The organism is Streptomyces aurantiacus (assembly GCF_027107535.1).
Classification (GTDB): domain Bacteria; phylum Actinomycetota; class Actinomycetes; order Streptomycetales; family Streptomycetaceae; genus Streptomyces.
Genome location: NZ_CP114283.1, coordinates 5,114,172 through 5,128,120 on the forward strand (window position 1 = coordinate 5,114,172; position 13,949 = coordinate 5,128,120).

The following is a 13,949-nucleotide window of genomic DNA, read 5'->3' on the forward strand; positions in this document are numbered from 1 at the left end:
ATGTCAGTCGACGAAGGACCCGCGGTAGATGTCCTTGATGTTCCAGTGGCCCGGTGTCGGCACGGGTTCGTTGACCATCGGTACGTCGATGACGGCGGGCCTGCGCCGCGCGATCGCGTCGGCGAGGGCCTTGGAGAGGCCGGCGGGGGCGGCAATGGTGTATCCGTCGGCCCCGCAGGACTGGCCGAAGGCCGCGAAGTCCGGGCTGTAGGGCCGTCCTTCGGCGTCCGTGAACTCGCAGCCGTAGGACCGGCCGAACGACGAGGCCTGGAGGTCGGCGATGGTGCCGTGGGCCCGGTTGTTCATCACCACGAAGATGACGGGCAGGCCCTGTTCGACGGCCATCGGTACGGCGGGCAGCTGGGCGCTCATCCCGCCGTCGCCGATCAGTGCGACCACCACGCGGTCCGGCTGGGCCATCTGCACGCCGACCGCGGCGGCCGGGCCGAAGCCCATGGTCGAGGCTCCGCCGGGGGTGATGAAGCGCCCGCCTTCGGGGAGTTCGTAGCACTGGGCGACGCCGTTCTTGTTCCAGCCGACGTCGGTGACGAGCACGGCGTCGTCGGGCAGCGCCTCGCGCAGGTCGGCGAGGATGCGCTGGGGCCGCAGCGGGAAGTTGTCGCTGCGGCCGTCCTCGCGGGCGGTGTCGAAGACGGTCCGGCGGGCGGTGGCGATGGTCTCGCGCAGGCCCTCTCGCACGAAGGGCTCGGGCCTGGTGGACCGTGCGGCGGCGCCGATGGCCCGTACCGCGTCGCCGACGTCCGCGACGGCACCGATCTCGACGGGGTAGTTGCGGCCGATCTCGGCGGGGTCGATGTCGATCTGGACGAGCTTGCTGGGCGGGCTGTCCCTGTCACCGAAGGTCCAGGTGTACGCCGGGTCCCACGAGCTGGAGTCGGTCTCCGCGAACCGGGTGGCCAGCGCGAGGACCACGTCGGCGCCCTTGGTGTACTCGTGGATGGTGTCCAGGCCCCAGAAGCCGGGCATGCCGAGCAGCAGCGGGTGGCTGTCGGGCAGGATGCCCTTACCCATCAAGGAGTGCGCGAGCGGGATGTCGAGATGCTCGGCGAGCGCCAACAGGGCTTGGCGGGCGGCCGGTGCACGCAGTCCGCCGCCGAAGTAGATCAGCGGGCGTTCGGCGTTCAGCAGCGTCTGTGCGATGCGCTCGGCGGTCGCCCGGCCGAGTGCGGGGAGCGTGGCGCCGCCGGGCAACGGGTACCCACCGGCGTACTCCTCGACCTGCCGGTTGAACAGGTCCATGGGTACGTTGACGAGCACGGCCCCCGGCCGCCCGGAGGTCGCGGTCCAGAACGCCCGTTCCGTCGTGCGGGCCAGGTCCTGGACGCGGTGGACGTTCCAGGCGCGCTTGGTGAAGGGCCGGTAGATGGAGGTCTGGTCGGCGTCCGCGTGGAGGTTGACCTCCTGGTGCGGGTGGCGGCCGGCGTAGTAGGAGGGGATGTCGCCGGAGATGACGATCAGCGGGATCGAGTCGAGGGCGGCGGTGGCCACTCCGGTGACGGCGTTCATCATGCCGGGGCCGACATGGGTGAGCAGGATGCCAGGCTTGCCGGAGGCTCGTGCGTAGCCGTCGGCGGCGTGCGCGGCGGCCTGCTCATGGCGGGCGATCACGAACTCGATCGGGCTGGGGCCGAGCGCGTCCAGCAGGGCGATATTGGTGTGGCCGCAGGTGCCGAAGACGTACTCGACTCCGTACGACTCCAGCTGGCCGACCAGGGCTTCGGCGGCGGTCACGGTCATGCGTCGGTCTCCCCGTCGGTGGAGGTCGTATCGGTGGAGGTCGTATCCATGGCGGCTGCCTCGATGCTGGTCGTATCGAAGGAAGTCGTGTCGCCCCAGACGGACAGGCCACGGAGCATGAGGGTCTTGACGACCGTGTAGTCGTCGATCATCGAGCGGGGTGTCTCACGGCCGAATCCGGATTCCTTGACCCCGCCGAAGGGGACATGATCGAGGCGGTAGTTGGAACTGCCGCCGGCGATCAGTGCGCCGGTCTCCAGCTCGCGCCAGGCGGTGATGATGCGGCCCATGTCGCGGGTGAAGAGGCCCGCTTGCAAGCCGTAGCGGCTGGTGTTGCAGGCGTCGATGACCGCGCCGAAGTCGTCGTACGGGAGCACGGCGACCAGCGCTCCGAAGACCTCGTGGACCACGACCGAGGAGTCCGGCGCCGGGTCCGCCACGACGGTGGGAGCGGCGGTGGCGCCGTTACGGGTGCCGCCGCGCAGCACCCGGCCGCCGGACCCGGCGGCCTCGGCCGACCAGCGCACCACGCGTTCGGCGGCCTCCTCGTCGACCATCGCGCCCACGTCGGTGGCCGGGTCGAGCGGGTCGCCGACCTTCAGGGTGTCGACGGCGGCGGTGAACGCGTCGAGGAAGGTGTCGTAGCGGGATCGGTGGACGTAGACGCGCTGGACGGAGATGCAGCTCTGGCCGGAGTTGCTGTAGCCGGTGCGGGCGCACTCCTTCGCGGCCTGGCCGATGTCGGCGTCCTCACAGACGATCGTGGCGGCGTTCCCGCCCAGTTCGAGGACCAGGCGCTTGGCCCCGGCCGCGCGGGCGACGGCCCGGCCGGTCGCCGCGCTGCCGGTGAAGCTGATGACGGCCACCTCGTCGGCCGCGCACAGCAGCGCGCCCACCTCGGCGCCACCGTGCAGCAACTGCACCGCCTGCGGGGGCATCCCCGACTCCAGGAGCAGGGCCACGATCGCGGCGGTGGCGGCCGGTGCCTGGGGCGGAGCCTTGACGAGAGTGGTGTTGCCCGCGGCGAAGGAGGCACCGAGTTTGTGCGCGAGGAGGTTCGCGGGTGCGTTGAAGGGAGTGATGGCGAGGGCCACCCCGGCCGGTGCGCGATAGGTGAAGGCGGTGTTGCCGACGCCGCGTTGCCAGCCTGCGACGGGCAGGGTCTCGCCGCCGATGTGGCGCGCCTCCGACGCGCAGACCGCGAAGGTGTCCGCGACCCGGTCGATCTCACCCAGCCCGTCCTTGAGCGGTTTGCCCAACTCCAGGGCGAGGAGGCGGGCCAGCCCCTCGCGGTGGGTCGAGGCGCCGCGGGATGCTCGGTCCAGGATGTCCGCGCGCAGAGCGGGGGCGAGCCCGGCCACCGTGCGGGCCGAGGAACGGGCGTAGGCGAGGGCGCGGGAGATCTCCTCCCCGCTCGCGGTGATCGTCCGACTGACAACTCGGCGCAGGTACGGGCCTGTTCGATCCACCGAGGGACCGTCGCCACCCCATTGGCCGGCGACAAACGGCGGCACTTCCGCCACCGTCGTGTCCACGTCGACCTTGAGAAGGGAATCGAGCATGAGATCTCCCAGGAAACCGCTAAGTGGTACTGGTGGACTGCTCTGTGGGTCGGCGTGTAACGTACGGGCGCCAACTCGCGGTGGCAAGAGGGCCGTTCGAGGAAGTTTCGAAGCGGAGGGAGAAGGCGCGTGAGCGAGACCGACCATGAGCGGGCGGCCGAGGCGACCGGGGTGCGCAGTGTGCGCAGGGCTCTGGACATCCTGGGGCTGCTGACCGAGGATCAGCCGACGGTCACGCTGAGGGAGATCGTCGACGCCACCGGCCTGGCCAAGACCACGGTGGTCCGCCTGGTGCAGACCCTCGAACAGTGCGGTCTGCTCTGGGACACCCCGGCCGGCTACACCGCGGGTCCCGGCCTGTGGCGCTGGGCGCATCTCGCGCACACCAGCTGGGAACTGCCCCGCGAGACCCGCAAGTTGATGCGTGAGCTGGCCGAGGAGCAGCAGGAGACGGTCAACCTCTTCATGCTGCGCGGTCTGTCCCGTGTCTGCGTGGCCCAGCAGGAGAGCCCGCAGCCGCTGCGCCATGTAGTGCGGGTAGGCGACGAACTCCCGCTGTGGGCGGGCGCCTCGTCCAAAATTCTGTTGCGTACGGCTCCCGACAGCCTGCTGCACCGGATCGCCGTGGGCTCCCCGCACGGCGAGGGGCATGCCAGGCAGTTGCGGGTGTGGGCGGACCTGGCGGCGGAGCGTGGCTTCGCGGTCAGCCGGGGCGAGCGCGACGAAGGTCTGACGGCCGTTGCCGTACCCGTCGTCGGCCGCAGCGGGGCCGTCGTCGCCTCGCTCTCGCTCAGCGGACCCAGCCACCGCTTCCCCGAGTCCGCCGTCGATCGGTTCGCCGCCGCGCTCACCGAAGTCGCCCGGCAGATGTCGGAGCAGGGCTTCGACCACCCGCTCAGCCCGACCAAATGACCACAGCACAGAAACCGGCGTAACCGCCGCAGGAAACTCCAGGAAGCACAGAAGCCGCAGGAACCGCAGAAGGAGCCGGTGCATGCCCGAACGACCGCTCTCAGGAATCCGCGTACTCGATCTCACCAATGTGCTCGCAGGACCGTACTGCAGTTACCACCTCATGCTCCTCGGCGCCGAGGTCGTCAAGATCGAACAGCCGGGCAGGGGCGATCTCGCGCGGAGTCTGGGACCTGACCCGGAGCTGAACCGGGCCGGTATCGGCGCGTCGTTCCTCGCCCAGAACGCCGGCAAGAAATCACTCGTACTCGATCTCAAGGACCCCGGCGACCGGGCCGACTTCGAGGAACTGGTGCGCGGCGCGGACGTCCTGCTGGAGAACTTCCGCGCCGGGGTACTGACCCGGATGGGATACGGCGCCGACCGGTTGTACGAGCTCAATCCGCGCCTGGTCAGCTGTGCGATCACCGGCTTCGGGCAGTCGGGACCGATGAGCGCCGCTCCCGCCTACGACCAGATCATCCAGGGCCTGTCGGGGATGATGAGCATCACCGGCACCACCGACACCGCCCCGCTCAGGGTGGGCTTCCCCGTGTGCGACTCGCTCGGTGGTCTCGGCGCGGCCCTCGCGATCAGCGCGGCCCTGGTCGGGCGGGAGAGGACCGGGGAAGGGGCCCGGCTGGACGTCTCCATGCTGGAGGTCTCCCTCTCCGCGATGGGCTGGGCCGTCTCCAACTACCTGGTCAGCGGGGTGGATCCGGAACCGATGGGCGACCAGAACGCCACCGCGGCCCCGTCCGGGACCTTCGAGACCGCCGACGGAGGACTGAACATCGCGGCCAACCGGCAGGAGCAGTTCGTCACACTCTGCCGTCTCGCCGGGCTGCCCCACCTGATCGACGACCCGCGGTTCTCCGAGCGCGAGGCACGCAAACGGCACCGTGCGGAGCTCAACACCGAGCTGAACGCGGCACTGCGCCGGAAGACCGCTCTGGAGTGGGAGGCGACGCTGTCCGCGGCCGGGGTCCCGGCGGCCCGCGTCCTGACGGTCCCCGAGGCCGTGGAGCTGGAACAACTGGCGCACCGCGGATTCTTCACCGATCTGCCCTATCCGGACGGCTCCGGCCGCACGCTGAGGGTCAGCGGCAACGGCGTACTGGTGGACGGCGAACCCCTGTCGCCTCAAGCCCCGCCTCCGCTGCTCGACCAGCACGGCGAGGAGCGGGAGCGGCTGATCGCACGCTGGCGGGCGCACCGCCATGCCGCCGAGGCGCGGGCGTCATGACGGCCGGGCCGCAGGACGGCCTGGTCGCACAGTGGTGGGCCACCGCCGTCAGCCGGGTCGAACCCGGCATCATCGAACTGCGCGAACACCCGGTACAGGATCTGATCGGCCACGCGACCTTCGTCGAGACGATCTGGCTGATGCTCCGCGGCGAACTTCCCCGTCCCGAGCAGGCCGGGCTCCTGGAAGCGGCCCTCGTGGCAGGTGTCGACCACGGACCGCAGGCGCCCTCGATCGCCGCCGCCCGGATGGCCGCCACCTGCGGGGTGGGGCTCAACAGCGCCGTGGCCACCGGGGTGAACATGCTCGGCGACGTGCACGGCGGCGCAGGTCAGCAGTGCGTGCAACTGTTGAGTGAGATCACCGAACGGCACGACCAGGGCCGGGAGTTCGACCTCGTCGTGTCGGAGGTCGTCGGCGAGTGGCGGGACCGGTCGCGCTATCTGCCCGGCTTCGGCCACCGATTCCACCCCCGCGACCCGCGCCGCGACCCGCTGCTCGCCCTGGTGGACCGGGCTGTGGCGGACGGTCTGGTGGAGGGTGCTCACCTGCGGGCGTCCCGTGCCGTGGAGGCGCATCTCAACCGGGGGCGCGAGGGACGGAAGCCCGTGCCCATGAACATCGACGGCGCCACCGCTGTCATCTACGCCGAACTGGGCTTCGCCGCACCGCTGGCCCGCGGCCTCTTCGTGCTCAGCCGCAGTGTCGGCATCCTGGCGCACGCGTGGGAGGAGACCGGGCAGGGGCGCCGCAACAAGAGCCCCATGCCGCCCTCCATGGTGCCGGTCCACCTGGTGGCACCAACAGCGCGTCCGTAGTGCGTGGTTGCCCTTCATCAGTCGAAAATCCCCTGTCGCGCGTCTTGTCATGGATGCACAGCCGTCCCTAACGTGACCTCCCATCATGCGAACCCATTCTGTGGATTGCATGAACCATCTAGCGGACCTTGATCGAATCGAGGGAACTGAACGATGGAAAGACGCTCCTTCCTCCTGACAGCCGCGGCGGGCAGCGCGGCCACCGTCTCCTCCCTGGCACCCACAGCCGAAGCGGCCTCGAAAGACGCCCCGAACGCGTCCCCGGGCCTCGCGCTCCCGGTACCCCCGCAGTCCGCCGCCCTCGGCACCACCGGCGCCGACTGGCCCAAGGCGGGCGGCAACTACGGCAACCAGAACCACTCCACGCTCCGGGACATCACCCCGCAGAACATCAAGAGGCTCGGCGGGGCCTGGCACATCAACCTGGAGGGCGGCTCCACCAGCGCGTACCAGCAGTGCACGATCGTCGTGCAGGACGGTGTGCTGTACGTCGAGACCACCCAGCAGAACGTCTTCGCCGTCAACGGCAGGACCGGCGAGGTGATCTGGAAGACGAACCTCGGCACCGAGACCACGAACATGCGCGGCGTCGCCGTCGCCGAAGGCAAGATCTTCACCATCTCGGGCGCCAACATCGTCTACGCCCTCGACCGGAAGACCGGGGCGATCGTCTGGCAGAAGCCGCTGATCGTCGACGACAACGGTGGCGACGACGGCTGCGACAACGACAGCGGCCAGTGCGGCGGCAACAGCGGCGGACTGGCAGGCGCGGTCGTGCACTGGGACGGCCTGGTCTACATCGGCACCGAGGGCTCGACCGCCGGGGCGCGCGGCCGCGGATACGCGCTCGACGCCAGGACCGGCGACGTCGTGTGGACCTTCTGGGGCCCGCCCGGACCCGGGGACTTCGGGCACGACACCTGGGAGGGCGACTCCTGGAAGACCGGCGGCGCGGTCCCCTGGATCCACCCGGCCGTCGACCCCGAACTCGGCCTGGTCTACTGGACGTTCGGCAACCCCTACCCCCGCACGGACGGCTCCTCGCGCGGCGGCGACAACCTCTTCGCCAACTCGATCGTCGCCATCGACGCCAAGACCGGCAAGCGGCGCTGGCACTTCCAGTCGGTCCACCACGACATCTGGGACGCCGACAACGTCATGGCGCCGGTGCTCGCCGACCTCCTCATCGACGGCAGGAAGCGCAAGGTCGTCGTCTACGGCTCGAAGACCTGCTGGTACTACATCCTCGACCGCCGCACCGGCGAGGCCGTCCACGGCATGGAGGAGCGGCCGGTCCCGCAGCACGCCCTGCAGAAGACCTCGCCCACCCAGCCCTTCCCCGGCGGCGAGCCGTTCGTGTCCCCGTTTCCGGAGCTCGACAAGACGACCCGGCCCGTACCCTTCTACCCGACCGGCGGCCTGTACGAGGTCTTCTGGGACCGGGCCACCATCCTCTTCCCGGGCGCGGGCGGCGGAGCCGACTGGGGCTTCCCCTCCTTCAGTCCCAGGACCGGATGCGTCTACGTCGGGTACGGCCTCGTCAACTCCTCCTACTCCAACACCCGCGGCGGCCGCGTCAACACGGCCCGGCCCCTCGGTGAGCTGTTCGGCGGCGGGCTGGTCGCGGTGGATCCCCGCACCAACACGGTCGCCTGGCGCAAGGAGGGCCCCTGGTCGCTGGCCCACGGCAACGGCATCCTCACCACCGCGGGCCGGGTACTCCTCCAGGGCCGACCGGACGGCGTCCTCGAAGCGATGGACGACACCGACGGCAAGACCCTGTGGACCTGGCAGTGCGGCGCCGGGGTCAACACCGTCCCGGTCTCGTACGAGATCGACGGCGAGCAGTACATCGCCGTGTTCGCCGGAGGCAACGGACTCCCCTTCCCCGACATCCCGCGGGGCGACCACCTCTGGGCGTTCAAACTCGGCGGCAAGGTCAAGCAGGCTCCCGCGCCCACCCCGCCGTCCCGCCGCAACCAGATCCGTACCGCTGCCGTGACCGGTGCGACGGCACGCAACACAGTCACCCTCGGCCGCGTCTGGAGCACCGCCACGGGCGCACCCGGCGCCACCGAGAACACGGTCGCCCAGAACGCCATGGCACCCCAGCACCTGACAGTCCCGGCCGGCACCACAGTCACCTTCACCAACCCCGCCGACAACCAGCAGGCACACGGTGCGGTGGCCTTCTTCGACGCGGAGTTCGACACCGGGCTGCTGATGCCGGGCCAGTCGTACACGTACACCTTCGGCAAGCCCGGCGAGTACTTCTACAACGACCCGGTCTTCCCCCAGTCCACCGGCAAGATCGTCGTCCAGTGAGAGGACCGGCCGTCATGACGTCCAGAGCAGGTTCAGCACGTACGACGGTGTCCGTCGTGGCCGCGGTCAGTGCCACGCTCCTCATCGCCCTGGCCGCCTTCTTCGGCCTCCAGCACCAGGCTTCCGCGCGAGGCGAAGGCCGACCCACCGGAGCCGGATCCCTGGAGCTCGGCGACCCCGACTACGGGGTCTGCCGCGGCACCAGCGCCAAGTGCTACCACGACTGGCGCAACTTCTCCCCGGCCGCCGACGGCTACCGGGTGCTCCTCTACACGCGGACCGCGGGACCCCGCCACGCGAACCTCGGCCCCACACTCGGCGCCGGGCTCAACCCGACGCTCGCCGACACCAACGTCGTACAGAACGCGCTGGTCAGGATGGGCACGAAGAACGGTTTCACCGTCGACTGGACCGAGGACGTCACCCAGCTCTCCTCCCCCTCACGGCTCTTCCGGTACAACGCGGTCGTCTTCTACTCCACCAGCCGCGACACTCTCGACGATGCCGCGCAAACTTCCCTGCGCCAGTACGTCCGCGGCGGCGGAGGCTTCGTCGGGATCCACAACGCCTTCGGCACGGAGTACAACTGGCCTTGGTACGAGGGCCTGTTGGGTGGCGCGAACTTCTACGACCACGGGCCCGACCAGCGCGGCACGGTCGTCATGCAGAACCGCCGCGACTCCTCCACCTCGGATCTTCCGGCCCGTTGGGACTTCACCGACGAGTGGTACAACCTCGTCCCGGCCCCTTCGAAGGTCCGCGTCCTGGCCTCCGTCGACGAGTCCACGCTCAAGGAGGGCGTCACGGGCAACCAGGGCCACCCCGGACACAGCAGGCACCACCCGGTCGCCTGGTGCCAGTACTACGACGGCGGACGTGCCTGGCTCACCACCCTCGGCCATGACGCCGAAGCCTTCTCGACCGACGGCTCCTTCCCCGGTGCCGAACAGTTCCAGAACCTGATCCTCGGCGGCATCGAGTCCGCCATGGGCAGGACCCCGTTCTGCAGGGCAAGCTGAACCGCTCCACCGGCGGGCCAAGTGATCGTGAGGACCAGCGTGCCGATCATCGCCCTCGTTTCCTTGCTGATCCTCTGGTTCGGCATCGAGGTCCGTTACTGACCTCTTCGGAGTATTGACGGGTGTGCGGACTCAGTTGCCGACGCCGAGGCCGGCCATGAACGCGGACGGGTATCGATCGCCGCGCGCCGCCCCGGCGGCACCGCCTTCTCGATCTCGGCGAGGTCGTCTGCGGTGAGGTTCAACTCCATCGCGGGCAGCTCGCCTCGATCACCTCGCGGAGACCGACCTGGCTGGGACTGGTCCGGGTACGACGCGCGCGCAGGAACCGGTCCAGTTCCATTTCGGTGCCCCTGCCGCTGCTCCGCAAGGCGGACCTTCCGGTCACGACGTATGCGATGAGCGGACTGGGTGCCACCGAGCCGGACTACGCGGCGTCCTGTCCGGGGTCGCCATCGGGGAAGGGCTCGCGATGCGCGGCGCGGAGGTCCGGGGAGCCGAAGCCCAGGTCGAGTCGTGGCTGGGGCGTAGCGGCATTTTGCGGGGCTGCCCCATTACCTTCTAGACGGCTCTCCCACGCGGTCACCCCGAGCGCGATGTGCAACCGCAGCTGTCCGCGCAGCACCTCCGCCGCTTCCCGCACCCGCTGCACCCCGTCGGCGGGCGCGCCCCGCGACCGCCTGGTCAGCGGGCGGCTCGTCGGCCAGTCCCGCAACAAGCGCGCCGGCGGGAGGCGCCGACGCGGCACCGGCCACGCCGGTGGCCCGGACCGGGGCCGGTGCCCGGTCGGCGGCTGCTGACCGCCTGGCCGACACCACGTCGTCCAGGCTGGCGCCGCCGACAGGCTCCCTGGACGCAGGCGCGGGCGGTGGCGTGGCCAGCGGGACGTCCAGGGTGTCCACCGCGTCCAGCAGCGCGGCGGCCGCCGACTTGAGGCCCACCGTGATTGGGGCGCCCGGCAGGCTCAGCAGAGCGTCTGCCGCACCGCGCAGGCACGACTCCGCGACTTCCGCCGGCCGCTCCAGCTCGGTGCCGGCCAGGATCCGGGCCGTGTCCCGCAGCAGGCCCAGCGCCCGTACACCCGCCTCGCCCTGCGCGCACAGCGCGCACAGCGCGGCGGCCAGGACCTCGTCGACCGCCGGCAGTTCAAGCGAGGGCAGTTGACCGTCGACGAGCGGTATCTCAGTGTCCATCGGTGCACCGTAGAGGATGCAAACGCGCATATGTGGGCCGAAAGGGTAGCTGTGCACTCGCGGGCGGAGCAAGAAGACGGGAACGCTACGCGGCGAAGCCGATGTTGGTGACGTACTCGTACTGGCCCCACTGCGAGCCGAGGTCGACGACCTGATCAATCCAGGCTTCGTCCAGCTCCTGCTCGTCGTCGGCTGCCCAGGCGGCGACGATGTGCTCCCACCGTCGGACGTTCATCGTGCGGAACTCCACCGCGCGCTGGCGGGGACGCTCCGCCTGGCACTGGTTGAGCGGGTGGATCTCCACGCGGGTGCCGCGGCCGTCGCGGTTGAGGCGGGCGAGGAGGTAACGGGCGACGTTCTCGCGCCGCACGGTGCGGTAGGCCTGCTCGATCGCTGCGAGGTTCTTGCGGGAGGGGGTGCGGGTGCCGGCTTGCCAGGCACGCAGGGTGCGGGCGGTGACGCTGAGGCCGGCTGCGCGGGCGGCATTGAGGGCGTGGGCGCTGCGGGTGAGGTAGTTGAGGCGGGCCTGCAGGCCGCGGCGGGCGGTGACCGGGGTGGCGATGTAGCCAGCGAGGGCGTCCAGCTGGCGGGCGACGGCCTGGTGGCCTTTGACGCCGTGGGCGCCGTACTTGCCGAACTCGATGTTCCGCTCAGGCATGGTCTCTTCCGAATCCAGGGTGGTAGATCACTGTACGGGGCCGTGAGCGCCGTCTACCGGTCCCGACGGGGAAGTTTGACGACGGGACCGGTAGACGGCGCTAGGCCCTGTTTCTCGGATCATGTGCGGAGCCAGATCATGAGGGCTGCGAGGGTGATGGTGCCGAGGTAGATGTAGGCGCGTTTGTCGTAGCGGGTGGCGACCGAGCGGAAGCCCTTCAGCCGGTTGATGGCACGTTCGACGGTGTTGCGTTTCTTGTAGCGCTCACTGTCGCACCCGGTGGGCCGGCCCCCTCGGGAACCTCGATTGTGCCGGTGTCTTTGCTGGTCGAGACGTTCCGGGATGGTGTGCCGGATTCCGCGTCGCCGCAGGTAACGGCGGATCTTCCGGGATGTGTAGGCCTTGTCCGCCAGGACATGGTCAGGGCGGGTGCGAGGCCGCCCGACCCCGGCGCGGGGCACGGTGATCTGCTCCAGCACGCGCTCGAACTGGGGGCCGTCACCGTAGTGCCCGGGAGTCAGGACGAAGGCGATGGGCCGACAGCGTCCGTCGGCGACGAGGTGCACCTTGGTGGTGAACCCTCCGCGGGAACGCCCCAGGCATTCGCCGATCTGACCACCTCCTCCAGCCGGACAGCCAACTTCCGTAGTACTGGACCGACCTGGTTCGTCCTCCGGCCTGCCCCCTTTTGAACGACCGAGGCCGGGGCCGCCTTCCTCGCACCGGCGGCATGCTGATGGGCCCGCACCGCTGTCGAGTCCACCGATACGTCCCAGTCGATCTGGCCCGCAGCGTCCTCGGCGGCCTGGATACGAGACAGAAGCATCTTCCACGTTCCATCAGCCGACCAGCGGCGATGCCGTTTATAGACCGTCTCCCACGGCCCGAACCGCTCCGGCAGGTCCCGCCACTGCACACCCGTCCGCACCCGGTACAGCACCCCGTTGATGACCCGCCGGTGATCACTCCACCGACCCCCACGCGCACCACCAGAAGGTAAGAACGACTCCAGCCGATCCCACTCCGCATTCGTCAGATCCCCACGGCCCATACAGCCAGCCTGACCCCAACACCCCACACACGTCAGGAGATCCGAGAAACAGTGCCTAGCCCTGACGTGGGCGGTGCCCTTCCGCGTAGTCGACGCGGCGGGGGCATCCTGCGAAGCAGTCGTGGGAAGTCCCCGCAGTCACGGGACAGCGCCTGCCCCCTGAGGCGTGCGCGTGGCGGCTGACGCCCCGATGACGGCGGTGCGCCCCTGCTCTTCATTTCGGAGCTCACCTATCTCCGCTCCAGCACTGTGGGCCGGGGCGGAGGGTGCACGGGTGGTGACGATACGCTTACGTGCTGGCCCGGAATCCCCGTCGTGCTGTCATCGGCGGGTGTCGGAGGATGGGAGAAGGAACCGGTCAGGTCGAGCGCAAAGGCCAAGGGGAGGCGATGGGATGCGGCAGGCAGGGGTGCTCGATGTCGGGTGTCACAGTGCTCTGCTGACGGTGGTGCGGCGGCGTCCGGGGACGGTGCTGGAGCCGGTGTTCTCCCGCAAGGTGCGGCTGAGACTGCACGAGACCCTCGACCGCAAGGGCCGGTTGGACGAGGTCGGTATGAAGAGTGTCGAGCGGGCTGTGGCCGAGGCCATCTCTGCCGATCCGCATCTGCGTGGACCTGAAGTGTTCGCGTTCGCGACCTCCGTCATCCGGGACGCGCCCAACCGTGACGAGGTCATCGCACGCGTGGCCCGCACCACCGGCACCCGCCTGCGCGTGCTGACCGGCGAGGAGGAGGCGCGGCTCGCCTACGTGGCCGCCCGCCAGTGGGCCGGACCGACGGCCGGGCAGTTGCTGGTGCTGGACATCGGCGGCGGTACCGTGGAGATCGCCTCCGGTACCGGAGGCCAGCCTCGCATCGTCCACTCGCTGCCCCTGGGTGCCCGCAGGATCACCCGGGACTGGCTTCCCGGTGGCACCGCGCCGTCCCGACGCCGCCGCGCAGTGGTCCTGCAGCACCTCTGCGAGTCCCTGGAGGCCGTCCCCGGCCTCCCGCAGGCCGGGCCGGGAGTGCGGGTGCTGGCCTGCTCCAAGACCTTCGAGCAACTCGCCCGGCTTGCCGCCGCCCAGAGCAGGACACCGCGTACAAGACGGCGGCTGACGCTGCCCCAACTGCGCACGGCAGTCTCCCTGCTGGCCGACGCGGCACCGTCCCACCGTGCCAACCTGCCGGGCATCTCCCGGCACCGCGCCGAGCAGTCCCTGGCCGGAGCCCTGATCGCCCAGTCCCTCATGGAGGCCTGCGGGGCCAAGAGCATCGAGATCTGCCCCTGGTCCACCCGGGAAGGTCTGCTGCTCGAACACCTCGGCGTGGCTCCCACCCCCGCCGGACACCCCCGCCGCGTCGGCTGAGCACAAAAGACCTGACCTCC

The 13,949-nt window shown here is 70.1% G+C and carries 11 protein-coding genes and 1 pseudogene; 6 read left to right on the forward strand and 6 right to left on the reverse strand.

The annotated features are described in order from the left end of the window. Positions 1-3 precede the first annotated feature (3 nt). Both O1Q96_RS24675 and O1Q96_RS24680 read right to left on the reverse strand, forming a co-directional pair. Complete coding sequence (locus tag O1Q96_RS24675; RefSeq protein WP_269250251.1) at positions 4-1,758, reverse strand: thiamine pyrophosphate-binding protein; 1,755 nt, start codon at positions 1,756-1,758, stop codon at positions 4-6. Continuing rightward, the gene (locus O1Q96_RS24680) at positions 1,755-3,320 is read right to left on the reverse strand and encodes an aldehyde dehydrogenase family protein (RefSeq protein ID WP_269250252.1); all 1,566 of its coding nucleotides are present in this window, start codon (positions 3,318-3,320) and stop codon (positions 1,755-1,757) included. The genes O1Q96_RS24675 and O1Q96_RS24680 overlap by 4 nt, the downstream gene beginning before the upstream one ends. Positions 3,321-3,449: 129 nt before the next feature. Between O1Q96_RS24680 and O1Q96_RS24685 the strand changes: the two genes are divergently transcribed. The 5 genes from O1Q96_RS24685 (at position 3,450) to O1Q96_RS24705 (ending at position 9,679) form a co-directional block, all read left to right on the forward strand. Next, positions 3,450-4,232, forward strand: a complete 783-nt coding sequence (locus tag O1Q96_RS24685; protein WP_269250253.1) for an IclR family transcriptional regulator — start codon at positions 3,450-3,452, stop codon at positions 4,230-4,232. Positions 4,233-4,314: 82 nt separating this feature from the next. Further along, positions 4,315-5,517 (forward strand): CaiB/BaiF CoA transferase family protein, encoded by a 1,203-nt coding sequence (locus O1Q96_RS24690; protein WP_269250254.1) that lies wholly within the window; start codon positions 4,315-4,317, stop codon positions 5,515-5,517. Then, positions 5,514-6,335, forward strand: coding sequence for a citryl-CoA lyase (locus O1Q96_RS24695; RefSeq protein WP_269250255.1), 822 nt, complete (start codon positions 5,514-5,516; stop codon positions 6,333-6,335). Before O1Q96_RS24690 ends, O1Q96_RS24695 begins: the two co-directional genes overlap by 4 nt. 153 nt (positions 6,336-6,488) lie before the next feature. Beyond that, the gene (locus O1Q96_RS24700; RefSeq protein WP_269250256.1) at positions 6,489-8,660 is read left to right on the forward strand and encodes an outer membrane protein assembly factor BamB family protein; all 2,172 of its coding nucleotides are present in this window, start codon (positions 6,489-6,491) and stop codon (positions 8,658-8,660) included. 14 nt (positions 8,661-8,674) lie between these two features. Then, on the forward strand, positions 8,675-9,679 hold the full coding sequence (locus O1Q96_RS24705; RefSeq protein WP_269250257.1) for a ThuA domain-containing protein: 1,005 nt from the start codon (positions 8,675-8,677) through the stop codon (positions 9,677-9,679). Positions 9,680-9,811: 132 nt separating this feature from the next. Here O1Q96_RS24705 and O1Q96_RS24710 read toward each other — a convergent pair. The 4 genes and pseudogenes from O1Q96_RS24710 to O1Q96_RS24725 all read right to left on the reverse strand — a co-directional run. Beyond that, positions 9,812-9,939, reverse strand: a pseudogene (locus O1Q96_RS24710) (aldo/keto reductase); the annotation flags it as partial. Between the two features lie 294 nt (positions 9,940-10,233). Then, positions 10,234-10,872 carry a hypothetical protein gene (locus tag O1Q96_RS24715; protein ID WP_269250258.1) on the reverse strand — a complete coding sequence of 213 codons (639 nt, stop codon included), beginning with the start codon at positions 10,870-10,872 and terminating at the stop codon, positions 10,234-10,236. Positions 10,873-10,957: 85 nt separating this feature from the next. Beyond that, the gene (locus tag O1Q96_RS24720) at positions 10,958-11,530 is read right to left on the reverse strand and encodes a transcriptional regulator (protein WP_269250259.1); all 573 of its coding nucleotides are present in this window, start codon (positions 11,528-11,530) and stop codon (positions 10,958-10,960) included. 119 nt (positions 11,531-11,649) lie between these two features. Further along, positions 11,650-12,581, reverse strand: a protein-coding gene (locus tag O1Q96_RS24725; protein ID WP_419586937.1) for an IS5 family transposase whose coding sequence is annotated in 2 segments (ribosomal slippage) — positions 11,650-12,200 and positions 12,200-12,581 — 933 coding nt in all. Because the reading frame shifts where the segments join, the coding sequence is not laid out codon by codon here. 394 nt (positions 12,582-12,975) lie between these two features. On the opposite strand from O1Q96_RS24725, the gene O1Q96_RS24730 reads away from it, so the two are divergent. Then, positions 12,976-13,929 (forward strand): Ppx/GppA phosphatase family protein, encoded by a 954-nt coding sequence (locus O1Q96_RS24730; RefSeq protein WP_269250260.1) that lies wholly within the window; start codon positions 12,976-12,978, stop codon positions 13,927-13,929. The last annotated feature ends 20 nt before the right edge of the window (positions 13,930-13,949 follow it).